Annotated in this window: 19 protein-coding genes and 1 pseudogene; 13 read left to right on the top strand and 7 right to left on the bottom strand. The window is 63.2% G+C overall.

The genetic code is table 11. From position 1 onward, the window contains the following. Positions 1–20: 20 nt before the first annotated feature. The gene (locus IF690_RS08680; RefSeq protein WP_202699765.1) at positions 21–1,475 is read left to right on the top strand and encodes a TrkH family potassium uptake protein; all 1,455 of its coding nucleotides are present in this window, start codon (positions 21–23) and stop codon (positions 1,473–1,475) included. Here IF690_RS08680 and IF690_RS08675 read toward each other — a convergent pair. Further along, complete coding sequence (locus IF690_RS08675) at positions 1,432–2,493, bottom strand: AraC family transcriptional regulator (protein ID WP_202699764.1); 1,062 nt, start codon at positions 2,491–2,493, stop codon at positions 1,432–1,434. The genes IF690_RS08680 and IF690_RS08675 overlap by 44 nt on opposite strands. Before the next feature lie 395 nt (positions 2,494–2,888). Between IF690_RS08675 and IF690_RS08670 the strand changes: the two genes are divergently transcribed. From IF690_RS08670 to IF690_RS08655, 5 genes and pseudogenes are all read left to right on the top strand, one after another. Next, positions 2,889–3,968, top strand: a complete 1,080-nt coding sequence (locus IF690_RS08670) for an ArsO family NAD(P)H-dependent flavin-containing monooxygenase (RefSeq protein WP_202699763.1) — start codon at positions 2,889–2,891, stop codon at positions 3,966–3,968. 152 nt (positions 3,969–4,120) lie between these two features. After that, positions 4,121–5,494 carry an ATP-grasp domain-containing protein gene (locus IF690_RS08665; RefSeq protein WP_252189541.1) on the top strand — a complete coding sequence of 458 codons (1,374 nt, stop codon included), beginning with the start codon at positions 4,121–4,123 and terminating at the stop codon, positions 5,492–5,494. Then, positions 5,491–5,800 (top strand): annotated as a pseudogene (locus tag IF690_RS28965) (hypothetical protein); the annotation flags it as partial. The gene IF690_RS08665 and the pseudogene IF690_RS28965, both read left to right, overlap by 4 nt. Positions 5,801–5,870: 70 nt before the next feature. Then, entirely contained in the window at positions 5,871–6,182 is a 312-nt protein-coding gene (locus IF690_RS08660) for an Mpo1-like protein (protein WP_007929744.1), read from the top strand. A 97-nt stretch (positions 6,183–6,279) separates the two neighbouring features. After that, positions 6,280–6,870 carry an HD domain-containing protein gene (locus tag IF690_RS08655; RefSeq protein ID WP_202699762.1) on the top strand — a complete coding sequence of 197 codons (591 nt, stop codon included), beginning with the start codon at positions 6,280–6,282 and terminating at the stop codon, positions 6,868–6,870. Between the two features lie 104 nt (positions 6,871–6,974). On the opposite strand, the gene IF690_RS08650 is transcribed toward IF690_RS08655, so the two are convergent. Then, positions 6,975–7,796, bottom strand: coding sequence for a UDP-2,3-diacylglucosamine diphosphatase (locus tag IF690_RS08650; RefSeq protein ID WP_202699761.1), 822 nt, complete (start codon positions 7,794–7,796; stop codon positions 6,975–6,977). 132 nt (positions 7,797–7,928) lie between these two features. Here IF690_RS08650 and IF690_RS08645 point away from each other — a divergent pair, with 132 nt between their 5' ends. After that, the gene (locus IF690_RS08645) at positions 7,929–8,687 is read left to right on the top strand and encodes a helix-turn-helix transcriptional regulator (protein WP_202699760.1); all 759 of its coding nucleotides are present in this window, start codon (positions 7,929–7,931) and stop codon (positions 8,685–8,687) included. A gap of 94 nt (positions 8,688–8,781) precedes the next feature. Further along, complete coding sequence (locus tag IF690_RS08640; RefSeq protein ID WP_202699759.1) at positions 8,782–9,672, top strand: DMT family transporter; 891 nt, start codon at positions 8,782–8,784, stop codon at positions 9,670–9,672. Here IF690_RS08640 and IF690_RS08635 read toward each other — a convergent pair. Beyond that, entirely contained in the window at positions 9,666–9,953 is a 288-nt protein-coding gene (locus tag IF690_RS08635) for an Rdx family protein (protein ID WP_009047647.1), read from the bottom strand. The genes IF690_RS08640 and IF690_RS08635 overlap by 7 nt on opposite strands. Before the next feature lie 71 nt (positions 9,954–10,024). Between IF690_RS08635 and IF690_RS08630 the strand changes: the two genes are divergently transcribed. After that, positions 10,025–12,214 (top strand): patatin-like phospholipase family protein, encoded by a 2,190-nt coding sequence (locus IF690_RS08630; protein ID WP_202699758.1) that lies wholly within the window; start codon positions 10,025–10,027, stop codon positions 12,212–12,214. Here the strand turns inward: IF690_RS08630 and IF690_RS08625 are convergent. The 3 genes from IF690_RS08625 to recQ form a co-directional block, all read right to left on the bottom strand. Further along, positions 12,187–13,425, bottom strand: a complete 1,239-nt coding sequence (locus IF690_RS08625; RefSeq protein WP_202699757.1) for a FimV/HubP-related protein — start codon at positions 13,423–13,425, stop codon at positions 12,187–12,189. The two genes, IF690_RS08630 and IF690_RS08625, sit on opposite strands and share 28 nt — an antisense overlap. A 130-nt stretch (positions 13,426–13,555) precedes the next feature. After that, positions 13,556–13,990 carry a MarR family transcriptional regulator gene (locus IF690_RS08620; RefSeq protein WP_007929752.1) on the bottom strand — a complete coding sequence of 145 codons (435 nt, stop codon included), beginning with the start codon at positions 13,988–13,990 and terminating at the stop codon, positions 13,556–13,558. 124 nt (positions 13,991–14,114) lie between these two features. Beyond that, positions 14,115–16,241 carry a DNA helicase RecQ gene (gene recQ / locus IF690_RS08615; RefSeq protein WP_202699756.1) on the bottom strand — a complete coding sequence of 709 codons (2,127 nt, stop codon included), beginning with the start codon at positions 16,239–16,241 and terminating at the stop codon, positions 14,115–14,117. A gap of 273 nt (positions 16,242–16,514) precedes the next feature. On the opposite strand from recQ, the gene IF690_RS08610 reads away from it, so the two are divergent. From IF690_RS08610 to lapD, 4 genes are all read left to right on the top strand, one after another. Further along, positions 16,515–17,102 carry a UPF0149 family protein gene (locus tag IF690_RS08610; RefSeq protein ID WP_007929756.1) on the top strand — a complete coding sequence of 196 codons (588 nt, stop codon included), beginning with the start codon at positions 16,515–16,517 and terminating at the stop codon, positions 17,100–17,102. A 10-nt stretch (positions 17,103–17,112) separates the two neighbouring features. Further along, a complete protein-coding gene (locus IF690_RS08605; RefSeq protein ID WP_202699755.1) occupies positions 17,113–17,508 on the top strand; it encodes a YbaN family protein in 396 nt (131 codons plus the stop codon). Positions 17,509–17,617: 109 nt separating this feature from the next. Next, entirely contained in the window at positions 17,618–18,325 is a 708-nt protein-coding gene (locus tag IF690_RS08600; protein ID WP_202699754.1) for a transglutaminase-like cysteine peptidase, read from the top strand. A gap of 18 nt (positions 18,326–18,343) precedes the next feature. Next, positions 18,344–20,281, top strand: a complete 1,938-nt coding sequence (lapD, locus tag IF690_RS08595; protein WP_202699753.1) for a cyclic di-GMP receptor LapD — start codon at positions 18,344–18,346, stop codon at positions 20,279–20,281. Between the two features lie 62 nt (positions 20,282–20,343). On the opposite strand, the gene IF690_RS08590 is transcribed toward lapD, so the two are convergent. Continuing rightward, complete coding sequence (locus IF690_RS08590; RefSeq protein ID WP_202699752.1) at positions 20,344–26,721, bottom strand: retention module-containing protein; 6,378 nt, start codon at positions 26,719–26,721, stop codon at positions 20,344–20,346. Positions 26,722–26,992 lie beyond the last annotated feature (271 nt).

The raw sequence follows: 26,992 nt of genomic DNA, 5'->3' as shown, positions 1-26,992 counted from the left end.
ATCAGCCCCGAGCGGACCTCATGGCGTTGCCGACCCTACGGATCATTGGTTTCATCATCGGCATTTTCCTGATCACCCTGGCCATCGCCATGGTCATTCCGATGGCGACCCTGGTGCTGTTCGAGCGCACCGGCGACCTGCCGTCGTTCCTCTGGGCCAGCATGATCACTTTCGTCGCCGGCCTCGCCCTGGTGATACCGGGGCGCCCGGAACATGTGCACCTGCGCCCGCGGGACATGTACCTGCTGACGGTGTCCAGCTGGCTGGTGGTGTGCATCTTCGCCGCCCTGCCGTTTTTGCTGACCCAGCACATCAGCTACACCGACTCGTTCTTTGAAAGCATGTCCGGCATCACCGCCACCGGCGCCACCGTGCTCAGTGGGCTGGACAGCATGTCGCCGGGCATCCTGATGTGGCGTTCCCTGCTGCACTGGCTCGGCGGCATCGGCTTCATCGGCATGGCGGTGGCGATCCTGCCGCTGCTGCGCATCGGTGGCATGCGCCTGTTCCAGACCGAATCCTCGGACCGCTCGGAAAAGGTCATGCCGCGTTCGCACATGGTGGCGCGATTGATCGTGGCGGCCTATGTCGGCATCACCATTCTCGGCAGCCTGGCCTTCTGGTGGGCCGGGATGAACCTGTTCGACGCGATCAACCACGCGATGTCGGCAATTTCCACCGGCGGCTTCTCCACCTCCGACGCCTCGCTGGCGCACTGGCCGCAACCGGCGGTGCACTGGGTGGCGGTGGTGGTCATGATCCTCGGCAGCCTGCCGTTCACCCTGTACGTCGCGACCCTGCGCGGCAACCGCCGGGCGCTGATCAAGGACCAGCAGGTCCAGGGCTTGCTCGGCATGCTGCTGGTGACCTGGCTGGTGCTCGGCACCTGGTACTGGTGGACCACCCAGCTGCACTGGCTGGAAGCCCTGCGTCACGTCGCACTGAACGTCACCTCGGTGGTCACCACCACCGGCTTCGCCCTGGGCGACTACAGCCTGTGGGGCAACTTCTCGCTGATGCTGTTCTTTTACCTGGGCTTCGTCGGCGGCTGTTCCGGCTCGACCGCCGGCGGGATCAAGATTTTCCGCTTCCAGGTCGCCTACATCCTGCTCAAGGCCAACTTGAACCAACTGATCCACCCGCGCGCGGTGATCAAGCAGAAGTACAACGGTCACCGCCTCGACGAAGAAATCGTCCGTTCGATCCTGACCTTCTCGTTCTTCTTCGCCATCACCATCTGCGTGATCGCCCTGGCGCTGTCGCTGCTGGGGGTGGACTGGATGACCGCCCTGACCGGCGCGGCCAGCACGGTATCGGGGGTGGGCCCGGGCCTGGGCGAAACCATCGGCCCAGCCGGCAACTTCTCCACCCTGCCGGACGCCGCCAAGTGGATTCTGTCCTTGGGCATGCTGCTCGGCCGGTTGGAGATCATCACCGTATTCGTGTTGTGTATTCCGGCATTCTGGCGTCACTGACTGCGGCACCGGACTCCTGCAGTCGTGCCCGGTATTCGCCGGGCGTGGCATCGAACCAGCGACGAAAGGCGCGGAAAAAGTTGCTCGGGTCGGCAAACCCCAACAGATAGGCAATCTCCAGCAGGGTCATGCTTGGCTGTGCCAGGTACTGCTCGGCCAGCTCGCGCCGGGTGTCGTCGAGCAGGGTCTGGAAACTGGTGCCCTCCTCCTGCAAACGCCGTTGCAGGGTGCGCTGGGACAGGTGCAGGGTCTGGGCCACGGCTTCGCGTTTCGGCTCCCCCTGAGGCAACAACCGACACAGCGCCTGACGCGCCTTGTGCGTCACCCGGCTTTCGGAGAACCGCGCCAGGTATTCACCGGCGAAGCGGTCATGCAGCAGCGCCATGGCCTCATTGGCGGTCGGCAACGGTGCCTCCATATCGGCCCGCTCGAAAATCAATGCATCGTAAGGCGCGTTGAACACCAGCGGCGCATGAAACACCTGTTTGTAGGGCGCCAGATCGACAGGCACGGCCCCCTGCATCAGGACTTGACGCGGCTGCAGCGTTCGCCCGGTCAACCAGCCACACAGCGCCAGCGCACAGGCCAGCGAGGCTTCGGCACTTTGCCGGGTGGGCGGCAGATGATCGCCGTGTACCGTCAGAATCAGCGCATAACCTTCAGGTAAGAGTCGGAAACTCAGATCAGCGCTTTCCGCGATGATCCGCTGGTAGCGCACCAAACGCTGGAAACCCTCGGCCAGGGTACGACTGGACATCAGCGCATACCCGGCCACGTTGAAGGAGGCCGGGCGCACCACCTTGCCCATGTTCAGGCCGATCGCCGGGTTGCCGGACTGTTCCACCGCACGCTGCCAGAGACGCGTCATCGAGTCCTGGGGGAAACGCGCGTCCGGATCGTCCAGCGCGGCATAGTCGAGCCCGATCTGCTTGAACAATGCACGGCAATCCAGGCCGTCCATCTCCAGAGCTTTGACAATTCCCATCGCCCAGCTTGCAGAAGTCGTTCGTTCGCTCATGGTGGGTTCTTTTACATGATGAGCCGCATCCCACGGCCGATTTTCCAAGGATACTAACCCGTAGAGCGTAATCTGCCCCCCTTTATTATCAAGGACTCCAGCCCGAATAAATTTACAGGCTGGGGTTTGATAGGGCCTCTTGGGCCCTCAATGCCAACATAATGACAGCCTGTCATTCCCTCCTTCGGCGTCCTGCCGACTGAACACCAACCCTATTTGCAAGCCACCGACCAAAGCTGGTCCAGCCTCGCCGTATAGCTCTGACTCATCATCTACTGGCGCATCCCCCACGCAAATAGGACGCGGACACGATGCTACATATGAGCTAGATCAGTTGGATTCAAACGTGGGTCGCTATACTGGCTACCGCCCAGCATCGACTTAAGGTCTCCACTATGACTCATTCGACCAGTGACCAACTTGATGTAGTCATTATCGGTGGGGGGCAGTCAGCCTTGGCGGTGGCGTATTTCCTGCGCCGAACTCGACTATCGTTCGTCATCCTCGACGCAGAGGAAGAGCCCGGTGGTGCCTGGCGGCATGGCTGGAACTCGCTGCGTTTATTCTCACCGGCCACTTGGAGCTCGATACCCGGCTGGATGATGCCGCCCGCGCAAGAGGGCTACCCAACCCGAAATCATGTGGTCGACTACCTCATCCAATATGAGCAACGCTACCAATTTCCGGTTGAACGCCCGGTTCGGGTCGTTTCTGTGGAACGCTTAGAGTCTGGCTTACGAGTACGTTCCGACGGCAAGTATTGGGATGCCAAGGTTGTAATCAGCGCTACCGGCACCTGGAGCAATCCGTATATCCCTCACTACCCTGATGCCGAGTTATTCGCCGGTCGGCAATTGCATTCCGCGAACTATGTCGATGCACAAGCGTTTGCTGGCAAGAAGGTTTTGGTGGTGGGTGGTGGCAATTCAGGAGCGCAGATTTTGGCAGAAGTATCCAAGGTCGCCGAGACCACTTGGGTAACAGCTACTGAACCGGTCTTTTTGCCTGACGATGTGGATGGACGGGTGCTGTTCGAGCGCGCCACTCAACGCTTGAAGGCCCAGCAAGAGGGGGGTGTCATTGACCAGCCAGTCGGCGGGTTGGGAGACATCGTCATGGTGCCGCCCGTTGTAGAAGCCCGTGAGCGTAATGCTCTCAAGTCTGTACGCCCATTTGAACGTTTCACTCGCGATGGCGTGATGTGGGCCAATGGATCTGAATCTGCAGTGGACGTGGTCATTTGGTGTACCGGGTTCAGGCCCGCACTTCAGCATCTGGATACGTTGGGGGTAATCGACACTGAAGGTCGTGTTGAGGTCGAAGGCACTCACTCGATCCAAGAACCAAGACTATGGCTGGTGGGCTATGGCGAGTGGACAGGTTCGGCCTCCGCCACGCTGATCGGTGTAACACGCACAGCACGCAGCACAGTCAATGAGATCGCGACCTATCTTGGCGATCCGTCCGTGGCCTAGTGCGCCTACACCCCAGGAGTAGAGGACATGAATGAAATGATCGTGCGCTGGTCACCTTTGAGTCGCCTTAAAGTTTAATACGACACGCCTGACTGCCCGCCTCAAATAATTACAGTCTTTGGGCAAGTCACAAGGTCCTAGGGGAAATAGCGATGCCTAAGTTGGTTAACCCCCTGTTCGACAATGATGCTGCGTTTCTTTCAATGGCAGCCGCTGCAGCAGCTCTGGCAGGAGTGTCTATCGAAACCCTCAACAGTCAGTGTTTTTGCATAAGCCTAGATAAAGATGCCCTACGTAAGACCCTGGAGTCGACACTCGGTCAGCCCGGTTTGTTTGAGCTTGTGCAGCAACGTTGCCCTCATCTATTCGCCACCCATCCAGTCTTCATCGCACCGGCGCACTTGGATCGCATGGCGCAGGTGGTGCGCGCAGTCGAAGCCGTCGTTGCACTCCCGGCTTACCGTGAGGAAGTGCTGGCTCACTCTCCTGCTATCGCACGACATGATCCGGGAGGGGGCAAGGGTGTGTTCTTTGGGTATGACTTTCATGTCACTGAGAATAATTTCGGCCTGATCGAGATCAACACCAATGCTGGTGGAGCAATGCTCAATGCCGTGTTGTCACGAGCGCAGCACGCCTGCTGCCCGGCGATAGAACAACTGCTGCCACCATCGACAAGGGCCGAAACGTTTGAAAGCAAAATCATTGCAATGTTTCGTCAGGAGTGGTCACAGTACGGCCTGGATAAACCGTTACGCAGTATTGCCATTGTCGATGAGTCGCCCGAACAACAGTACCTGTACCCAGAATTCCTGCTGTTCCAACAGCTGTTCCAGCGTCATGGACTAGAAGCGGTGATCATCGATCCCTCCGAGCTCAGCCTGAGGGATGGTCTGCTTTGGCATGACCGGTTGGCCATCGATATCGTCTACAACCGTTTGACCGACTTTTCCCTTGAGGCCGTTGGCAACGCCACACTGCGCCAAGCCTACCTTGAACGAGCAACCCTACTCACACCACACCCGCAAGCCCACGCCTTATACGCAGATAAGCGCAATCTGGCCCTACTCTGCGATGCCCAGCGATTGAAAGCATGGAAAGTGCCTAAAGCCACCCAAGATCTATTACTGACCAGCATTCCGCATACCGAAATAGTAACGACAGAAAATGCCGAACGTCTGTGGCGGGAGCGCCGGGCGCTGTTCTTCAAACCTTGCACCGGGTTTGGCAGCCGGGCTGCCTACCGAGGTGACAAACTCACTCAGCGGGTCTGGAAGGAGATTCTCTCCGGTAATTATGTTGCCCAAGCCTTGATCTTACCTGGCCAACGAACGCTATCAGCCGAAACTACGGCCCAAGTGCTGAAGTTCGACGTTCGTAACTACGTCTATGCTGGCGATGTACTGTCGGTGGCCGCACGGCTATACCAAGGCCAGACAACCAATTTCCGAACCTTGGGGGGCGGTTTCGCACCCGTGTATCCAGGCCCTCAAACTAGACAGATCATTCATTCAGGTAACCGTTAAGGAAGGCAGGAGTCCGGTACCGTCACCCATATCAGACAAGGCACACCTAAGCTTGCATGATGCTTTCGGCACAGCGAACACCCTATGTGGGTGGCCAGCCAGATGGGGCACAAAGACTGGACCATGATTGCTCGGATTTGTGGTTGCTGGATGCCTTCTGCCGACGTCGATGCAGGAGGACGAGCGGAGGCTCTTTTCAGTGGTAATGCCAAGGTTATGACAACATTGCCTCTACAGGCCGCATTTTCCGGGCATCTCACCAAGGATACTAAAGTGGCGCCTATTGTCACTGGCCCTAGCCATTGATGACTCTAGACTCAATAAAGTCCCCGCAGAGCATCCCGCTGACAGAACAACAACCACAGAGATCGCAGTCGTGGATAACATCAAGCAATTCAACAGCTTCGCCGAGTTCTATCCCTATTACCTGAGCGAACACAGCAACAGCACCTGTCGCCGCCTGCACTTCGTTGGCACGACCCTGGTGATCTTCATCCTCGCCTTCGCCATCGGCAAAGGCGCCTGGCTGTTGCTGCTGGCCCTGCCGGTGGCCGGCTACAGTTTCGCCTGGGTCGGTCATTTCTTCTTCGAAAAGAACCGCCCGGCCACCTTCCAGCATCCGCTCTACAGCCTTCTGGGCGATTTCGTCATGTACCGCGACATGCTGACCGGCAAGGTGCCGTTCTAGGCCTGGCCGGACACCAAGCCGTCCCGCGCAGCCAGTGCAGGACTGGATCCAAGGCATAGACTCCAATCGTTGCGCAAAAACAACAAGAGGATTGCCGATGAACGCTCATGCCCGTTTCACCCACATGAAGGATGGCACCCAGGAAGACTGGGCGATCATCGCCGCGGATTTCAGCGCCTACGCCAAGCAGTTGCCAACGCGCATCGTGGCGCACCTGAAGTTGCTCGATGGCGATTTTGGCGGCTTCCCGGTGGACCGCCTGACCCACTCGCTGCAAACCGCCAGCCGGGCCTGGCATGACGGTCGCGATGAGGAATATGTGGTCTGCGCCCTGCTCCACGACATCGGCGACACCCTGGGTTCCTACAATCACCCGGACATCGCCGCAGCGATCCTCAAGCCGTTCGTCAGCCCCGAGAACCTGTGGATGGTGGAAAAGCACGGGATCTTCCAGGGCTACTACTTCTTCCATCACTTGGGCATGGACCGGCACCTGCGCGAGCAATTCAAGGAGCACCCGCTGTACCTGCGGACCGTCGAATTCTGTGCCAAGTACGACGCCGCGGCATTCGATCCGGACTACGACAGCCTGCCCCTGAGCTTTTTCGAACCCATGCTCGAACGCCTGTTCGCCCAGCCGAAAAACTCGATCTACAAGGCGGCCATGCAGGAACACGCGCCGGCCTGAGGTGAGCTGCACTGCCCCTCGCGAGCAAGCTCGCTACAGGGTACGCGGCGTCTGTAGGAGCGAGCGTGCTCGCGATAACGTCCGCCCGGCCGGCACCGGGCCTCTCAAGCCAGCTCCGCGACCTTGGCCAGTTCGGCCTTGCGCTGCGCCTCCCGTGCCTGGGCGTCGGCCAGCCGATACAGCTCGATGGTGCCGTCCCAATGCTCGATCAGGGCGGTGCACGACTCGACCCAATCCCCGCAATTGAGGTAGTCCACTGCGCCGACTTTGCGGATCTCGGCATGGTGAATGTGCCCGCACACCACGCCGTGCAGCTCGCGCTTCACGCATTCGTGAGCGATGGCTTCCTCGAAGTCACTGATGAAGCTGACCGCGGTCTTGACCTTGTGCTTGAGGTAGGCCGACAACGACCAGTAACCATAGCCGTAACGCGCCCGCCAGTGATTCAGCCAGCGGTTGAGGGTCAGGGTGAATTCGTAGGCCGAGTCGCCGAGAAAGGCCAGCCAGCGGTGGTAGCGGGTGATGACATCGAACTGGTCGCCATGGATCACCAGCAGGTGCCGGCCGTCGGCGGTGACGTGCACCGCCTCGTCCACCAACTGGATATTGCCCAGGATCAGCTTCGAATAACGGCGCAGGAATTCGTCGTGGTTGCCGGTGATATAGATCACCTCGGTGCCGCGCTTGCTCATGGTCAGCAGGCGGCGGATGACGTTGGTGTGTGCCTGGGGCCAGTACATGCCGCCGCGCAGCTTCCAGCCGTCGATGATGTCGCCGACCAGGTAGATCCGGTCGGCGTGATAGCCCTTGAGGAACTGCGACAGATGCTCCGCCTGGCAGTCCCGGGTGCCCAGATGCACATCGGAAATCCACAAGGTGCGCACGCGTTGTTTACGGCTGGGTCTGGCGAGTTCGGCACTGGTCATGGGCACGCTCCTGCATTTTCTGCGAGCTTGCACCCGGGCGATTAATCGCCTGTGACAGAAATACGGCAGTCCGATGACAGCGCTGAACCCCGGGCCGCCGGTGTAGACTGCCGCTCTGCCAAGGAGACTGCGATGAGACCGATCCTCACGCTACGCCAATACAGCCACGACCTGATCGTCCACAGCCACGAACACGCGCAACTGGTGTTCGGCCTGTCGGGCCAGCTCGACTTCGAGGTCGACGGCCAGGGCAGCCAGGTGGTCCAGCAGAGTTTCGTGGTGGTGCCCTCCGGCGCCCATCACGCCTGCGGCAGCCCCAACGGCAGCCGCTGCCTGGTGCTCGACGTGCCCGACGAACATTGGCTGGTGCAGTCGCTGGGCGATCACGCCGATGCCAGTCGCCGCCTGCTCGACAACGCCGGGCGCCTGCCCCTGGATACGGCGCAGAGCCAGCTGGTCAACTGGCTGGCCGGCAGCCCGGTCGACGACCCGCTGATTGCCCAGCAAGGCGCCGTGCTGTTGCTGGCCAGCCTCAACCAGGCCAGCCCCACCACTGTCGGCGGCCGACGCCTGCCCTTCGCCGCCTTGAATGCGCATATCGACCAACACGCCGCCCATCCGCTGCAAGTGGCCGACCTGGCGCGGATCGCCGGGCTGTCCAGCGCTCGCCTGCATGCGCGGTTTGTCGCCGAATGCGGGCAGACGCCGATGGACTACATCCGCAGCCGGCGCCTGCACATGGCCGCCGGCCTGTTGCGCGACTCGGCACTGCCTATCGGCGAAATCGCCAGCCGCGTCGGCTACAGCTCGCAGAGTGCTTTCGCCGCGGCGGTGCTGCGCGAGTTCGGCGTCTCCCCCGGCAGGCTGCGGCGCACGACAGACCACCGCTAGGCTGTCGACAAAAAACGCGAGGATCGCGACAGACCGGGTCCTGCCCAGGCTTTTAGACTGGCACCGCTCCGCTCAACTGTCTTGAAGGATTGAAATGACTCCGCGTACTGCCCTTGGCGCCCTGCATATCGGCGCATTGATGTTCGGCCTCACCGGTGTATTCGGCAAACTCGCCGCCGCGTCCCCGGCCATCATCGTCTTTGGTCGCGCGGCGTTCGCGGTGCTCGCCCTGGCATTCTTCGCCCGCTGCGCCAGCAGCATCCGCTGGCAACGGCTGCAGGCGACGGACTGGTGGCGCCTGCTGCTCAGCGGCTTGTTGCTGGCCGGGCACTGGGTGAGTTTCTTCATCGCGGTGAAAGTCGCGGGCGTGGCCGTCGCCACCCTGGGTTTCGCCAGCTTCCCGGCCTTCACGGTGATCCTCGAGGGGCTGATTTTCCGCGAGCGCATCCGCCTCAACGAAATCATCCTGGTGGCCCTGGTCAGCGTCGGCCTGGTGCTGGTCACGCCGGATTTCGACCTCGCCAGCCAAGCCACCAGCGGGCTGCTCTGGGCCATGGGATCGGGCCTGCTGTTCGCCTTGCTGTCATTGAACAACCGCGCCAGCTCGGCGCGCATCCCGGCGGTGCAGGCGGCGCTGTGCCAGAACGTGGTGGTTGCCTTGTGCCTGCTGCCGGTAGCGGCGCCAGGGTTGAGCGAGGTGCGCGCCCTCGACTGGTTGTGGATCAGCCTGCTCGGCATCTTCTGCACCGGCCTGGCCCACAGCCTGTTCGTCGCCAGCCTCGCGGTGATCAAGGCGCGCACCGCGGCGGTGGTGTTCGCCCTGGAGCCGGTCTACGGGATTACCGTGGCCTGGCTGCTGTTCAACGAAACGCCGACGCTGCGCATGCTGATCGGCGGCGTCTTGATCATCTTCGCCATCGTGGTCTCCAGCAGCCTGTCCGGCTCAAGCCAAAAAACCGTAGCGGCGCAAGCCCCGTCTCACTGAGTGCGGTCGTTGTGGCCGAGGTCGCGCTGCGGGTCGATCTGGTCGCGCACCCGCTGCTTGAGCACCTTGGCCTCGGGGAAACCGCCATCGGCCTTGCGCTCCCAGATCTGCACGCCGTCGCAGGTAATGCGGAACGTACCGCCGGTGGCCGGTTCCAGGGACACCTTGCCCAGGTCGTCGCTGAAGGTGCTCAGCAGTTCCTGGGCCAGCCAGGCGGCGCGCAGCAGCCACTGGCACTGGGTGCAATAGGTGATGACCACTTCGGGTTTACGTTCTGTCATGGTGCTGCCGACTCCTGGGCTCAAGGGCGTCGTTATAATAGCCGCCTTTATCGCTCGCCCCGAGATCCATGATGCGTCGTTTGCTGTCCTGCCTGATCCTGTGTTTGCTCCCCGTGTTCCTGCACGCCGCCGAAGCGCCACGACCGAAGATCGGCCTGGTGTTGTCCGGCGGCGCCGCCCGTGGCCTGGCACATATCGGCGTGCTCAAGGCCCTGGAGGAGCAAGGCGTGAAGATCGATGCGATTGCCGGTACCAGCATGGGCGCGGTGATCGGCGGGCTGTACGCCTCGGGCTACAAGATCGACGAGCTGGAAAAGCTGGCCCTGGGCATCGACTGGCAACAGGCGCTGTCCGACGCACCGCCCCGGGAAGACATACCGTTCCGGCGCAAGCAGGATGACCGCGACTTCCTGGTGAAACAGAAACTCAGCTTCCGCGACGACGGCAGCCTCGGCCTGCCGCTGGGGGTGATCCAGGGCCAGAACCTGGCGCTGCTGCTGGAAAGCATGCTGGCCCACGCCAGCGACACCCGGGACTTCGACAAGCTGCCGATCCCCTTCCGTGCGGTCGCCACGGACATCGCCAGCGGCGAAAAAGTGGTATTTCGCAAGGGCCACCTGCCCCGGGTGATTCGCGCCAGCATGTCGATCCCGGCGGTGTTCGCCCCGGTGGAGATGGATGGCCGGCTGCTGGTGGACGGTGGCATGACCGACAACATTCCACTGGATGTGGCCCGCGACATGGGCGTGGACATCGCCATTGTGGTCGACATCGGCACCCCGCTGCGCTCGCGCCAGCAACTGGCGACCGTGGTCGATGTGCTGAACCAGTCGATCACCCTGATGACCCGGCGCAACTCCGAGGAACAACTGGCCTCCCTGCACAAGAGTGACGTGCTGATCCAGCCACCCCTGGCCAGTTTCGGGGTCACCGACTTCGGCCGCGCCCGGGAAATGATCGATGCCGGTTATCGCGCCACCCGCATCCTCGACGCACGCCTGGCGCCGCTGCGCCGGGCCGAACCGATGGATGCCGGACTCAGCGCCGCGCGCATGCCCAGCCAGCGTACCCCGATCATCACCGCGATCCGGGTGGAAAACGATTCGAAGGTCAGCGACGACGTGATCCGCTACTACATCCGCCAGCACATCGGCGAGCCTCTGGACCTGGGCCGGCTGCAGACCGACATGGGCACGTTGTACGGCCTGGACTACTTCGAGCAGGTGCAATACCGCGTGGTCCACAAGGGCAATGACCACACCCTGGTGATCAACGCCCGGGGCAAACGCAGCGGCACCGATTACCTGCGCCTGGGGCTGAACCTGTCCGACGACATGCGCGGCGACAGCGCCTTCAACCTGGGCGCCAGCTACCGGGTCAACGGTATCAACAGCCTCGGCGCCGAATGGCTGACCCGGGTGCAGATCGGCGATCAGCAAGAGCTCTACAGCGAGTTCTATCAGCCGCTGGATGTCGGCTCGCGCTACTTCATCGCGCCTTACATCGGCATCGAGTCGCAGAATATCGAAGCCGTGCTGGATAACGACCCGATCGCCGAATACCGCCTGGAGCGCTACGGTCTCGGCCTCAATATCGGGCGCCAGATCGGCAACAGCGGCGAGATCCGCTTCGGCGTCGGCGAGGCCTGGGGCAAGGCCGATGTGCGCGTCGGCGACCAGGACCTGCCCAGCGAAAGCTTCAACGAGGGCTACTACGAACTGCGCTACTCGTTCGACTCCCTGGACAATGTCTACTTCCCCCACGCGGGCGAGGACATCGGCCTGTCGCTGCGCCAGTTCGAACCCAGCCTGGGCTCGGACAAGCGCTACCGGCAGTGGGAGTTCAAGCTGGACAAGGCCCTGAGCAGCGGCCCGAACACCTTTATCCTCGGCGGTCGGTATGGCCGGACCCTGGATGAGGCCGAAGTGGTGACCTCAAGCTTCGTGCTGGGTGGCGCCCGCCAGCTGTCAGGCTTCCGCCAGGATGCCCTGTCGGGCCAGAACATCAGCCTGATGCGCGGCGTCTACTACCGGCGGCTGACACCCCGCTCCTACCTGCCCCTGGACTTCCCGCTGTATATCGGCGGCTCCCTGGAGCGAGGACGGGCCTGGAACAACGACAACGAGTTCGACAGCGGCTACATCAACGCCGCCAGCGTTTTCCTCGGTTTCGACACGCCGCTGGGGCCGCTGAATTTCAGTTATGGCATCAACGACGACAACCAGAAAGCGGTCTACCTCAACCTGGGCCAGACGTTCTGAGGCTGGACGTCCGACTCGGTTTCGGCCTTGGTGCCGGAGCCCGGCTCGTCTGGCTCCTCCAGGCGCCAGACGATCGAGTCGGCATTGAAGGGTGCCGGTGTGACAGCGGGAGACGCCGGAGCGCTGGAGGGTTCGGAAGGTGCGACCAGGTCCCAGTCGACATCGATCGAAGGCTCGCGATCGGCAAGCCGATCCCCTGCCTGGGGCTGTACCGGAGCAACAGGAGGGGGTGATCTGAACGACTCCTGGGCTGCCGCCGTCGTCACCGCAGTGGCCAGCGCTCGCATGGGCCGGCTCTCGGGCGTCAGCCGCGCTTCCGCTACGGCTGCGGACCGACGACGCCGACGCATGACCAGCAGCACCAGCAAGGCCGTCAGCAGCAAGGCGGCAAGCATCAGCCAGGGATTCGAGCCTTCGGCCTCTGGCGCCTGTTCGGCTGGCGGGGGTGGACTGACAGCGGCGGGTGTCACGGGTACAGGTGCGGAAGCCGGAACGGGACTATCGGCAGGTTCACTTTGGAACTCGGTCAACTGACGTTGCAGTTCCACCAGCTGTTGCTGCTGGCGCGCCAGTTGTTCGTCCCGCTGCTGCAATGTGTCCCGCAGCTCTTGCGCCTGGTCCCGCAGTTGCTGGTTGGCCTGCTGGGCGTGCGCCAATTGGTCGGCCACAGGATCGGCCGCCCTGGCCGCCGCAGGGGGGGCCTGAGTGGCAATCGCCGGTCCAGGTTTCGTTATCTCCCTGAGCGGGGCAGGAGCTATCTCGGGGCTGCCCGGAGGATCGATCAGCAGCGTGTACTCGCGCAACTGCCGGCCATTGGCCTGGTTCACCTGCAGCAGGAAATCCAGGAACGGCTCGTTCACCGGCTTGCTCGACACCACCCGGATCACCTTGCGCTCGCCCTGCAAAACCTGGGTAAAACGCAAGTCTTCGAGAAACGGCAAGCGTTCGACACCGGCCTGCTTGAACTCGCTGGCGGTCGCCAGGCTGACCGACAACTCGCCCTCCTCCAGGCCTTGTGCCTGCACCAGGGCGATCTCCGCCTCCAGCGGCTGGTTCAGCGCCGAATGCACGGTGATTTCACCCAGGCCCACCGCCGAGGCCTGGGACGAATACAGGGTCGCCAACAGCGGCAGCAGGAGCAAGGAAGGATTCTTCGCCACCCAGGACAACCCGACAAAACCGCGCGCAGCGGCCAGCAGACTCTGGAACATGAGCAACCTTTTTTGAGGACCGAAAGCGACCACAGCGGCAATACGCTGGCTGCGCATGCCGCTGTGGACCTGGTATTTCTTATAGTCCGCCGGTGTCGGTAGCTCAAAAATCCGCGGCGCTAGTTATGCCTCAAGACTTTTCCAGATTGGCCAGGATATGCGCGTGAACCCGCATGCATACCCGCATATCCTCTTCATCGACACCGACGAACAATTCACTGCGCAAGGCGGTGGCGATGGTTTCGATCTGCTCGATCAAGGGCAGCGCCGGAGCACACAGAACGATCTTCTTCGCCCGACGATCCTCGACCACCGACTGCCGTTGCACCAGGCCCTGGGTTTCCAGACTGTCGAGCAGCCGCGCCAGGGTCGGTCCTTCGACGCCGACACTCTGGGCAAGTTCACGCTGGGTCGGAGCTTCATCGAAACGGGCGAGGTGCAGCAGCACCAGCCAGCGGGCCTGGGACAGGCCAAGTCCGGCCAGGCGGCGATCCAGTTCGGCGCGCCAGCCTCGGGACATCTGCGCCAACTGCATGCCAAAACGGTGTTGATCGGTTAACGGCATAAACAACTCATGAGTTAGTAGACTGAAAATTAAGAAAAACTAATTATTAGTCAGCTAAGCATGACAGTTGCCGAGTGGCAAGGTTTGGCATGAACTGAATCGTTACATCTTGCCGCCGGAAAATTCACATCTCGAATTCCGATTCCAGCGCCGCACGTACGCAATACAGCACACCTTCCGGCACGCGACCGGCAAACAGCTCGGCCACTTCGCTCACCGAAGGCAGCTCGCCTTCACCGTCGAGAAAGGCATCCTGGATCTCGCCGAGCAGGTCTTCCGGCAGATCCAGCGCCTGCTCCAGGGACAGCTGCTGCTTGCCCACGGCTTCGGCGAGCATGGTGTAAACGTTCTTTTCCGAGCACTGCAATTGCCCGGCGATCTGCAGCGGCGTCATGCCGGCGCGGGCCAGGGTAATCAGCTCGTGGCGGATGTCGGCCAGCACTTTCGGCGCCTGGGCCTGGCCACCCAGCACCTCGAGGAAGGCCTCGCCGTAGCGCTCCAGTTTGCGTGCGCCAACGCCGCTGACCCGGGCCATTTCCGCCAGGGAGCCGGGCTGGCTGCGGAGCATTTCCAGCAGGGTGGAATCGGGGAAAATGACATAGGGCGGCACGCCATGTTCTTCCGCCAGTTTGCGCCGCAGGGCGCGCAAGGCTTCCCACTGTTCGCGCTCTTCGCCACGTACCAGTTGGCTGGCCTGGCTGGTGCTGCTCTTGGCGGCGGTCTGCGGCTTTATGTCGCGGCGCAGCTCCAGGGTCACCTCGCCCTTGAGCAGCGGTCGGCAGCTGTCGCTCAGACGCAGGCCGCCGTAGCCTTCCAGATCGATGTCGGCCAGGCCGCGGGCCACCAGTTGGCGGAACAGCGAGCGCCATTCGCCTTCGCTACGGGCCTTGCCCACGCCGAATACGGAAAGATGCTGATGGCCGAAGCTGCGGACCTTTTCCGTGTCCTTGCCCAGCAGCACGTCCACCAGGTGGCCGACGCCATAACGCTGGCCGGTGCGATAGATCGCCGACAGCGCCTGGCGCGCCGGCTCGGTGGCATCCCAGGTCTGCACGCCATCGACGCAGTTGTCGCAATGGCCGCACGGCTGCGGCATGTCTTCGTCGAAGTAGGCCAGCAGGGTCTGGCGCCGGCAGCGGGTTTCCTCGCACAACGCCAGCATGGCATCGAGCTTGTGCTGCTCCAGGCGCTTGTGGCGCTCGTCGCCCTCGGAATTCTGCAGCATCTGCTTGAGCATCAGCACGTCCTGCAGGCCGTAGGCCATCCAGGCATCGGCGGGCAAGCCATCACGCCCGGCGCGCCCGGTTTCCTGGTAATAGGCCTCGAGGGACTTGGGCAGGTCCAGGTGCGCCACGAAACGCACGTTGGGTTTGTCGATGCCCATGCCGAAAGCAATGGTCGCGACCATGATCAGCCCTTCCTCGTTGAGGAAGCGCTTCTGGTGATAGGCCCGCAGTTCGCTGGGCAATCCGGCGTGATACGGCAGCGCCGGGAAGCCCTGCTCGCAGAGGAATGCGGCCACCTCGTCGACCTTCTTGCGCGACAGGCAGTAGACGATGCCGGCGTCGCTGCGCCGTTCGCCGAGGAACGCCAGCAGTTGCTTGCGTGGCTGCTCCTTGGGAACGATGCGATAGAAGATGTTCGGACGGTCGAAACTGGAGAGAAAACGCTCGGCATTCTGCAGGTGCAAGCGATTGACGATTTCCTCGCGGGTCCGCTTGTCGGCGGTGGCGGTCAGGGCGATGCGCGGCACCTGGGGGAACATTTCCGCCAACTGGCCCAGTTGCAGGTATTCCGGACGGAAGTCATGCCCCCACTGGGACACGCAATGCGCTTCGTCGATGGCGAACAGGGCGATGTCGAGGTTCTGCAGGAACGCCAGCATCCGCGGTTGCACCAGGCGCTCCGGCGCCAGGTACAGCATCTTCACTTCGCCGCGCCGGATGCGCGCGGCCAGGTCGCGCTGCTGCTCGGCGCTCAGGGTGGAGTTCAGCGCCGCCGCGGCGACCCCGAGTTCCTCCAGGGTCGCGACCTGATCGTCCATCAGCGCGATCAGCGGCGAGACCACCACCGCCAGGCCCTCGCGCAGCAGGGCCGGGACCTGGAAGCACAACGACTTGCCGCCGCCGGTAGGCATCAGTACCAGGGCGTCGCCGCCACTGGCCACACGCTCAATGATCGCACCTTGGCGGCCACGGAAACTGTCGTAGCCGAAGATGTCCTTGAGGACGCGCTGAGCCTGTTCGAGCATGAAAAACTCCAAAAATCGCTGAAATCCCTGTGCGCAGGCTGGCCGAAAAGACCACGGGTTTCACTGACAAATCCGTTAGCGGACTTTTCCTGGACCGTTACGACGCCTGCCGGGCATCACAAAACGCGCAAGTATACCCGAGCACTTGCCGGCGAAGGGGTCGACTATGGACCGTCGGTAACCTTTAGAAGCGCGCAAATCTGCGCTGCGGCTGGCCTGGGCGCTCAAGAAGGCCTAGAATTCAGCATCGTTTATTCCCAAGGTAGTCCTTCAATGTCCTTCGCTGAGCAATTAACCCGCCTGCAAGCCTTCCTCGACGCCGATGAGCTGCATGACGAGGCGCTGGACTATGTGGCCGCCCACGGCTACCTGACTGCGCTGTCCATCTGTTCCGAAAGCGTTCCCGACCGTGAGTGGATCGACGCCCTGTTCGCCGAGGAGCCGCACTACAGCGACGCCGCCCAGCGCGAAGAGATCGAATCCACCCTGATTGCCCTCAAGGCCCACATCGCCCGCCAACTGGCCTCCGACGAAGAGTTCGAGCTGCCGTGCGACCTCGACCTCGGTGACGAGCCGGACGACTCCGACCTGCGCGGCTGGTGCATCGGCTTCATGGAAGGCGTGTTCCTGCGCGAAGCGGCCTGGTTCGAGACCGCCGAGGAAGAAGTCAGCGAGATGCTCCTGCCGATCATGGTCGGTTCCGGCCTGTTCGACGAACAACCCGAGTTCTCCGACATCGCCAGCGATGCCAACCTGATGGACGACATGATCGTGCAGATCCCGGAAGCCCTGACCGCGCTGTACCTGCTGTGCAACGCGCCGGACGAAAAACCGGCCATTCTCAAGCCCCGCCACCACTGAGTCACTGCCTATGGCCAAGCCCATAGGCAACCGCCCCCTGATCCTGCGTTACGTTCTGCTGGCCATCGGCTGGCTGAGCGTAGTGCTGGGGGTGACCGGTATCTTCCTCCCGGTATTGCCCACCACCCCCTTCCTGTTGCTGGCCGCCGCCTGCTTTGCTCGCAGCTCGCCGCGTTTCTATCGGTGGCTGGTGGACCATCCGCGGCTCGGCCCGTGGATCCGCGATTACCTGGACGGCCGCGGCATCCCGCTCAAAGGCAAGGTCTACGCCATCGGCCTGATGTGGCTGAGCATCGGCCTGTCCTGCTACCTGGTGCCCCTGCCCTGGGCCCGTGGCTTCATGCTCACCAGTGCGGTGCTGGTGACGATCTACATCCTGCGCCAGAAGACCCTGCACAGGCCTTGAGCCCGGCTCCTGCGCGCCTCCTTCCGCCCTTCCCGGCAACCCGACCAGTTGCCCATGCTCGCGAAAAATACCGCCTAGACTTCACAAACCTGCATTCGAGCAGCCTGCCATGCCCGCAAGTTCGCGTCGCCCCGAGTGGACACTGCTCCGGCTTCGGCTGGCCGGCTGGTCGCTGTTGCTGGTCTGTTTATGGACCGACCCGGGCAATGTCCGGGCGAACTGGGAATTCGTTTCTGTCCTGAGCACCTTCGAGCACCGTCATCAGGTCCTGGGCCCGGCCCGGGAACGTCTCGACGCCTGGAACCAGTTATTGCAGGACGTGACCGGACAACCGGAATACCAACAACTGAATGCCATCAACCGCTTCTTCAACCAGCAACTGAGCTTCAAGGAGGACCAGCGCACCTGGCAGCAGAGCGACTATTGGGCCACGCCGATCGAGGCCCTGCTCAAGGGCGCCGGGGATTGCGAGGACTATGCACTGGCCAAGTATTTCAGCCTGCGCAGCCTGGGGGTCTCCAGCGACAAGCTGCGCCTCACCTACGTCAAGGCCAGGCGCGGCAACCGGCCGCACATGGTCCTGGCCTATTACCCCAGCCCCGGCGCCGGACCGCTGATACTGGACAACCTCAGCAGCGACATTCGTTCCGCCGCCCAGCGCCAGGACCCGAACCCGGTATACGCCTTCAATGCCGAGGGGCTGTACCTGCCCGGAGCGGCGGGCGATACGCGCAGCATCGATCCGAAAAAACTCTCGCGCTGGCAGGACGTGCTGAAAAAGATGCGGGACGAGGGCTTCACCGTGGGTAATGGCTGACCCGACAAGGAGTGCCGAATGTCGCTACTCAAGCAACTGTTTCTCGCCATCTGCCTGTTCCTGCTGGTGGCCTTCAGCGGCAGTTTTTTTGTCAGCCTGGAAAGCTCCCGCGAGCAGATGCTCAGCCAGCTACGCTCCCACGCCCAGGATGCGGCCACCGCCCTGGGCCTGTCCCTGACCAGCCAGGTCGACGATCCGGCGATGATGGAACTGATGGTCAGCTCGATCTTCGACAGCGGCTACTACAACAGCATCCGGGTGGTGAACATCGAAGACGAAAGCCTTCTGCTGGAGCGTTCGGTGCCTGCCAGGGTCGAGGGCGTACCCCAGTGGTTCGTCAGGCTGGTGAACCTGCACCCGCAAGGCGGCGACGCCCTGGTCATGCGCGGCTGGGAACAGGTGGCGCGGGTGGAGGTCTTGAGCAACCCGCAGTTCGCCCTGGCCAGGCTCTGGGACAGCAGTGTCGGCGGCCTGCTCTGGCTGCTGGTCTGCGGGTTGCTCAGCGCGGTGTTCGGCGGTTGGCTGCTGCGGCGCCAGCTGCGGCCGCTGGAGGCCATGGTCAGGCAGGCCGAAGCCATCAGCCACCGCGAATTCCTCAGCCTGCCGACGGTGCCACGCCCCCCCGAACTCAAACGGGTGGTCCTGGCCATGAACCAGATGGTGGAAAAACTCAAAGCCCTGTTCGCCGAAGAGGCCGCGCGCAGCGAGAAACTGCGGGCCGAGTCCTATCAGGACAGCCTGACCGGCCTGGCCAACCGGCGCCTGCTGGACGAGCAGATCGGCGATCAGTTGCTGCCCAACGAGCAGAGTGGCGATGGTTACCTGCTGATGCTGCGGGTCCACGACCTCAGTGGCCTGAACCAACGCCTGGGCGGCCAGCGCACCGACGCCCTGATCAAAAGCATCGGCGACCTGCTCAAGCGCATCAGTGCCCAGAACGACCGGCGCCACTGGCTGGCGGCGCGCAATCGCGGCGGCGAATTCAGCCTGCTCACGCCGGGCCTGGACAGCCGCGGCGCCGAGCGCCTGGCCATGGAAATCAGCGCCACCCTGGAGAACCTGCGCCTGACCGGGGCCAGCGACTGCACGCCGGTGGCGCACCTGGGCATAGTCGCCTACCGGCCGGGCGACCCGCTGAGCGGCGTATGGTTGCGCCTGGACCAGGCACTGGCGCAGGCCCAGCAGCACCCCGAGCGCCCCTGGGCGTTGCTGCAGGAGTTCGCCGCCCCCAGCCAGCCGCAGCATGACTGGCGCGCCTGGATCGACGACGCCCTGGATAACGGCAAGTTGACGTTGTATTTCCAGCCAGTGGTGCAATGCGCCGACACCAGCGAGGTGCTCCATCACAAAGTGCTGGCGCGCTTGCTCGACCCGCAGGGCGAAGCCATCGCCGCCGGGCATTTCCTGCCCTGGATCGAGCGCCTCGGCTGGTCGGCACGCTTCGACCTGGCCATGCTCGAACACACCCTGGACTATCTGCTCGAGCATGCCTGGCCGCTGGCCCTGAGCCTGTCCGGCAGCACCCTGCGCGATCCCGACGCCTTGCAGCGGATCCTCGACCAGCTCAAGGCCCTGCCCGACCTGGCCAAGTTGCTGACACTGGAGATCGACGAACGCCAACTGCCCTCGGCCAGCGAGTTGCAGCAACTGGGCCAGCGCCTGCGGGACAGCGGCTACCGGATCGGCCTGCAACATTTCGGCGGCAACTTCAGCCAGATCGGCAACCTCGCCCACCTCGGCCTGGCCTACCTGAAAGTCGATGGCAGCTACATCCGCGACATCGACCGACAAAGCGATAAACAGCTGTTCATCGAGGCGGTATTTCGCGCCACCCACAGCATCGACCTGCCGCTGATCGCCGAACAGGTCGAGACCCAGGGCGAACTGGACACCCTCAAGGCCCTGGGCCTGTTCGGGGTCATGGGACGGCTGATCGGTCCGCCGCAACCGATGTAGCCTCTTCCCCGCACACCCCCGGCGCCCACCTCGCTCGAGGCGGGCGCCGGGCCTGCCAGGCCTCAGACGGTATCGACCTTCAGCGAATGGTCGTTGAGCATGCCGTTGATGATGGTCGCGGTATCCGCACCGCCCGCGATCACCCCGCCCGCGCCCGGCGTCACCCCGTAGTGTGCCGCCAGGTTGACCCCGGCCAGGTCGATGGTCTGGGTCGGCGTGGCCCCCGCCGCCGCACTGACATTGATACTGGTGACCAGGGACGAACCACTGCCGGTGACCGTGAAGTGCAGGTAGTCATCCAGCGATGCGCTGCTGGCGCTCTCGCCTTGCAGCAGTTGCGACAGGTCGAGCTTGTCGGTGCCCGGCGTGAAGTCGGTGACCAGGTCATGCCCGCTGTTGCCCTGCAGCCACTGGAAGGTGTCGCTGCCGCTGCCACCGGTCAGGCTGTTGCTGCCCATCCCGCCGATCAACAGGTCGTCGCCGCCACCGCCGTTGAGCACATCGTTGCCCAGGCCGCCGGTGATGATGTTGGCGTTGTTGTCGCCGGTCAGGGTGTCGTTGTAGTTGGAGCCCACCAGGTTTTCGATGGCGACCAGGATATCGATACCGGCGCCACCGGTGTTCTGCGCACCGAGCAGCGAGAGGTCGACCGTGACCCCGGCACTGGCATGGGCATAGCTGGCGGTGTCGTTGCCCGCGCCACCGTCGAGCAGGTCGTTGCCCGGCCCGCCGAACAGCAGGTCGTTACCAGCGTCGCCGTGCAGGGTGTTGTTGCCGCTGCCGGCGACAAGCACGTCGTTGCCGTCGCCGGCATTGATCAGGTTGTCGCCGCTGCCGGCCAGCAGCACATCGTCGCCAGCGGTACCGGTCAGGGTATGGCCAGCCTGATAGCTGATGCTCACCGCCGCGCTGTCGCTGCCGCCATGGCTGTCGCTGGCGGTGTAGGTGCCGTGGTAGTCCGGCGCGGAATCCTGGGCGCCGGCGTAATTGACGGTCATGGTCAACTGGTAGTTTTCCGAACCGTTGGCGTTGCCGCCGCTGGGGTTGGTCAGGTTGGTGATGTGGATCTGGTAGGTGCCGTCCGCCCCCGCGGTGAAGGTGCCACCGTCGGCGATCGCGGTGTAGGCCCCGCCATTGAAGGCGAACTCCATGCCCACCCGGCCCGCCGCCAGGTTGTGATTCAGGTTCAGGGTCTCGCCCTGCTTCAGGTTGACGCTGATCACATCCTCGTCGTTGTTGCCGTTGCCGTTGTTGATACTGCCCAGGAAGCCGCTGATCACCACCGCTGCCGTCATGGCCGCGGTATTGGCATTGAACGAGGCCCGGGCGACGGTCAGGGTCTGGTTGGAGCCTCCGGTGAAGCCGATGGTCTGCAGGCTGCCGGCGGTAAAGTCCGCCCCCGGGGACAGCCAGCCGGTATCGAAGCGGGTCGGTGCGGCCGTCAGTGGATCGCCGTTGGCGTCGCTGTCGTTGGCCAGCAGGGCATCGGCCGGCACCACGACAGTGCCCGACAGAATGTTGGTGATGATGTGATCATCGCCCGCCACCGGCGCCGTGTTCGGATTGACCTTGACCACCAGGGTCGAGCTCGCCAGGTCGCCGTCGTTGTCGCTGACGGTAAAGCCGACCGTCTCGGTCAGCACCACGCTGGTGATTTTCTGCGAGGTGTAGGTGTAGTCGCCCGTGTCGAGTTTCACCACCAGCGTGCCGCCATTGTTGGTGGCGATGCTGAGGCTGTTGTCCAGGGTGTTGAAGGTGCCGTGGTTGACCCCGCCGCTGAAGCTCAGCGAGCCCTGGTTGCCATTGCCGTTGGGGTCATAGGTGTAGGTGGTGCCATCGACCACCAGGGTCTTGATGAAACCGCCGTCGGCGCCGAACGAGCCGCCTTCGCCGAGCAGCGAGCCGGTGACCGGGGTGCCCTGTACCGTACCGGCCAGCACCGAGTCGAGCTGGTTCAGATCGATGACCACCACGGCATTGCTATCGATGTGGGTGCTGCCGTCATAGGCCAGCGGGTCGAGGTTGCTGTTGCTGACACCGCTGCCCAGGCCGATGGCATAGTTCTTGATGCCGTTGGCGTCGAGGAAGGCTTTCCAGGCGGCTTCGTCAGCCGTGCCGATCTCCAGGCCATCGTTGGGCTTGCCGTCGGAGAAGAAATAACCGACGTTCTGCGCCCCACTGATCTGGCCACTGGTGACAAACGCCAGCTTCGCCGCGGCCACGGCCGCATCGTAGTTGGTGCCACCGCCCGCGGTCAGCGAGGCAATGATCGACTTGGCCGTCGCCACATCGACCCAGATCGGCGTCTTGTCCGTGGCGCTGCTGCTGAAGGTGACGATCTGGACCTTCACATCGCCCATGTCGTCGTACTTGTCGAGCAAGGCGCTGATCGCCTGCTTGGCCAGTTCCAGGCGCGACAGGCCGGCAACCCCGGACGGATCGGCCATGCTGCCGGATACGTCGATCACCAGCAGCAGGTTGGAATCGACCTCCAGCGCGGTGACCGCACGCTCGCTGGCGACCGCCTGGGGCACGTCGTCGACGATGCTGATCTGGATGGTGCTGGTGGTGGTATTGCCCAGCGCGTCGGTGGCCTTGTAGGTGAAGCTTTCGCTCAGCACGTTGGGGCCGTCGTTGGCGGTCGGCGAGGTTTTCGGCGCCGAGGTCAGGGTGTAGCGGTAGGTGCCGTCGGGGTTGAGCAGGATCTGCCCGTAGGTGCCGGTGGCGCTGCCGACCAGGGTGTAGGTGATAGTGCCGCTGCCGCCAGTGACCGAACCGACCAGGGTGCCGATGGCGGTTTCGCCGGTGTTGCCCGGGTCACTGCCGATCACGGTGCCGGCCGCCAGGTCCTGGCCGTCCTTGTTCAGGTCCAGGGCTTTTTCGAAGACAGTGACATCCTCGTCAGTGACCGCCCTGAGCTCGTTACCGCAGATCTGGATGGTGATGGTGGTGGTGCTTTCATCGCCGTCCGCGTCACGCACGGTATAGACGAACACATCTTGCGAATCGGGAGCGGTGACCGAGTTCGGGTAGCTGTGATAAGTCGCGTTGCCGAAGGCGTCCAGGGTCAGCGTGCCATACAGGCCGTTGATGGTGGTGTTCAAGCCGCCAATGGCCGAGGTCGAGGTATCGCTGCCAGCGCGCACGCCGACCACCGCGCCTGTGGCTGCCGGCCCATCGGCCCCCCCAACGTCGTTACCCAGCACATTACCGCTGATGGTGGTGCCTTCATCGGCCATCGCCACATCGGGATGAGCGGTGGGCAGGTCATCGACGATATTCACATCGATCACCCCGGAGGCACTGCTGCCGTCGCTATCGCTGGCGAACACAGTGAAATGCTCGGCGATGCTGTTGGCCCCCAGCCCCGCCGGGTGGTTTTCATTGTCGAGCAAGGTGTAGCTGTAACTGACGACACCGGTGCTGGCGTCGTAGCCGGTAATGGTCAGGACGTTGCCCAAGGCGGTCATCATCGATTGCGGGAAGCCCGCGGCCACGCCGCCAGTCACCACATTGATCCCGCCCACGGTCAGGGTTTGCAGGCCGTCCGGCGCGATAACGGCGAAGAAGCCGCTCTGGGTCAAGGCCGGGGCATTGGGGCTGGTACCGTCGCTGAGGTGCTTCTCGTAGACCGTCAGCTCGCCCCCCGGGACATCCAGGCAGTAGAGGGTCACGCAGTCATCGTTGTTATGGATGTCCAGCACCAGGTTGGCGCTGCTGGAGTCGCCATCGGCGTCGGTGATGGTGTAGGCGAAGGTCTCGGTGCCGTTGCCATTGCCGGGCAGTGCCTTGAAGTCGGCATCCTCGGTATTGAGGGTGTAGGTGTAGGTGCCATCGGCAGCCAGAACCAGGGTGCCGTAGGTACCGATGAAGGTACCGGCGGTCACCGGGCCACTGGGGACGCGGTCGGCGCCCTGCACGTCGTTGCTCAGTACGTTGCCACTGAGCACCAGCTGGCTTTCCGAGGCGACGCCATTGCTGTCATCGACCGCTGTCGGCAAGTCATCCACCACATTCACATCCAGCGAGCCGCTGGCGGTGCTGCCATCGACATCGGTCGCCACCACATTGAAGTGTTCGCTGAGACTGTTGGCGCCGTTGGCGGTTGGGTGATCTTCGTTGTCCGCCAGGGTGTAGCTGTAGCTGATCACCCCGGTAGCCGCGTTGTAGCCGGTGATGGTCAGGGTATTGCCCAGGTCGGTGGTGATCGATTGCGGGAAGCCGGCGGCGACTCCACCGCTGACCACAGTGATTCCCCCTACCGTCAAGGTTTGCAGGCCGTCCAGCGCCGTGACGGTGAAAGTGCCGCTCTGAGTCAGGGCCGCTGCATCCGGGCTGCTGCCATCTGACAGATGCTTTTCGTAGACCGTCAGTTCACCGTCGTTGCTGTCCAGACCATCAAGGGTCACGCCGTCGTCGTTGTTATGGATGTTCAGCACCAGGTTGGCGGTGCTGGGGTCGCCATCGGCGTCGGTGATGGTGTAGGCGAAGGTCTCGGTGCCGTTGCCATTGCCGGGCAGTGCCTTGAAGTCGGCATCCTCGGTATTGAGGGTGTAGGTGTAGGTGCCATCGGCAGCCAGAACCAGGGTGCCGTAGGTGCCGGTGAAGGTACCGGCGGTCACCGGGCCGCTGAGGACGCGGTCGGCGCCCTGCACGTCGTTGGTCAGTACGTTGCCACTGAGCACCAGCTGGCTTTCCGAGGCGACGCCATTGCTGTCATCGACCGCCGTTGGCAAGTCGTCCACCACATTCACATCCAGCGAACCGCTGGCGGTGCTGCCATCGGCATCGGTCGCCACCACATTGAAGTGTTCGCTGAGACTGTTGGCGCCGTTGGCGGTCGGGTGCGCCTCATTGTCGACCAGGGTGTAGCTGTAGCCGATCACTCCGGTAGCCGCGTCGTAGCCGGTGATGGTCAGGGTATTGCCCAAGGCGGTGGTCACCGATTGCGGGAAGCCCGCGGCCACCCCGCCCGTCACCACATTGATCCCGCCCACCGTCAGGGTCTGCATGCCGTCCAGCGCGGTTACGGTGAAGGTGCCGCTCTGGGTCAGCGCGCCCGCATCCGGGCTGCTGCCGTCCGCCAGGTTCTTCTCGTAGAGCGTGACTTCGCCGCCTTCGGCATTGAGGCCTTGAATCACCACCGGATCGTCGTTGTTGTACACCTGCAACACCAGGTTGGCGGTGCTGCTGTCGCCGTCGGCATCGGTCAGGGTGTAGGTAAAGGTCTCGGTGCCGCTGCCACCACCCTGGAGGGCGAGGAACGCCGGATCGCCGATGTGCAGGGTGTAGGTATAGGAGCCGTCGGCCGCCAGCACCAGGGTGCCGTAGGCGCCATTGAAGGTGCCGGCGATGATCGGTCCGCTGGGCACCCGGTCGGCGCCCTGCACATCGTTGGTCAGGACATTGCCAGTGAGTACCAGCAGGCTTTCCGAGGCAACGCCATTGCTGTCGTTGAACGCCTGGGGCACATCGTCGGTGATATTGATATCCAGCGAGTTGCTCGCCGAATCGCCATTGCTGTCGCTGGCCAGCACGGTGAAATGCTCGCTCAGGTTGTTGGCGCCGTCGGCGGCGGAATGGATGTCGTTGCCGACCAGGGTGTAGCTGTAGCTGACCGTACCCGTGACAGGATCAAAACCGGTGATGGTCAGGGTATTGCCCAAGGCGGTGGTCACCGATTGCGGGAAACCCGCGGCCACCCCGCCACTGACCACGACGATCCCGCCCACACTGAGGTTGAGCAGACCGTCGGGCGCGGAAACACTGAAGGTGCCGTTCTGCACCAGGGCCGCCGGATTGCTCGCCGAGCCCTGGGGCAGATTGGCTTCGCTGAGGGTCAACTCGCCATTGGCGACCGACAGGCCGCCCAGGGTGACCGGATTGTTCGGTGGGGCGGGCGGCGCGATACCGTCGTCGCCGCTTGGCGGTACCGCGGCAATCCGCTCAGGCACGAACTCGGGGATTGCGTTGAAGCCCGCGGTAGGGAAGCCAATGACCGGCTCGACCCGGCCCGCGACCTCTTCGAGCAGTACAAAGGTGTGCCCACCGCCCAGGGCACCGGCGGTGCCCCCCGTGGCACCAGGACCGGCCGCGGTGGCTTCGCCGGTTTGCGTCGGGTCGGAGCCGGCAGCGATGGCTTTCTGCAGTTGCTCGACATCGGTCAGCTGCGCCTCGCTGGGGGTCACGGCTTCCGGAGTCTGTACATGGGGCGCCTGGTGCGCCAACAGTTGCGGGGTCAATTGCAGGCTGCTGTCGCGCCCGAGGGTCAGTTCCTGGCCGTTCTGCAGATGCACGGCCACCGCGCCCTCTGCACCGGTCACCAGTTGATCCCCCGCAAACAGACGATCGCCTTCCACCAGGACGCGCCGGCTACCATCCGCCGCGACCGCTACCACCTGCCCGATTACCTTACTGACGACGCCGATTAACCTAGCCATGAGCACTTCCTCCGCTGCCGACCGCTATCGGCATCTGGTTGCACGGAAAAGTGCCATGGCGTTATCGGGTCACCGACAGGAAACGCCAGCCTGAAGGCTCGCTGATGTCTGCTCAGTCGAGCCTGCGCACCGGCCTGTCCCTCTCGCTCATCCCTCGCAGGCCTGCTGTTTCTGCCGAAGGCAAAACCAAATGCAATCAACCGCATTCAGGCTCCGGACAGCCCTCCCGCGAAGGTCGCAATACGAATTCAAAACCTTACAAGTGACAAAA

This window comes from Pseudomonas sp. SK3(2021), assembly GCF_016772375.1.
GTDB lineage: Bacteria > Pseudomonadota > Gammaproteobacteria > Pseudomonadales > Pseudomonadaceae > Aquipseudomonas > Aquipseudomonas chlororaphis_I.
This window is presented reverse-complemented; position numbering and strand designations above follow the sequence as displayed.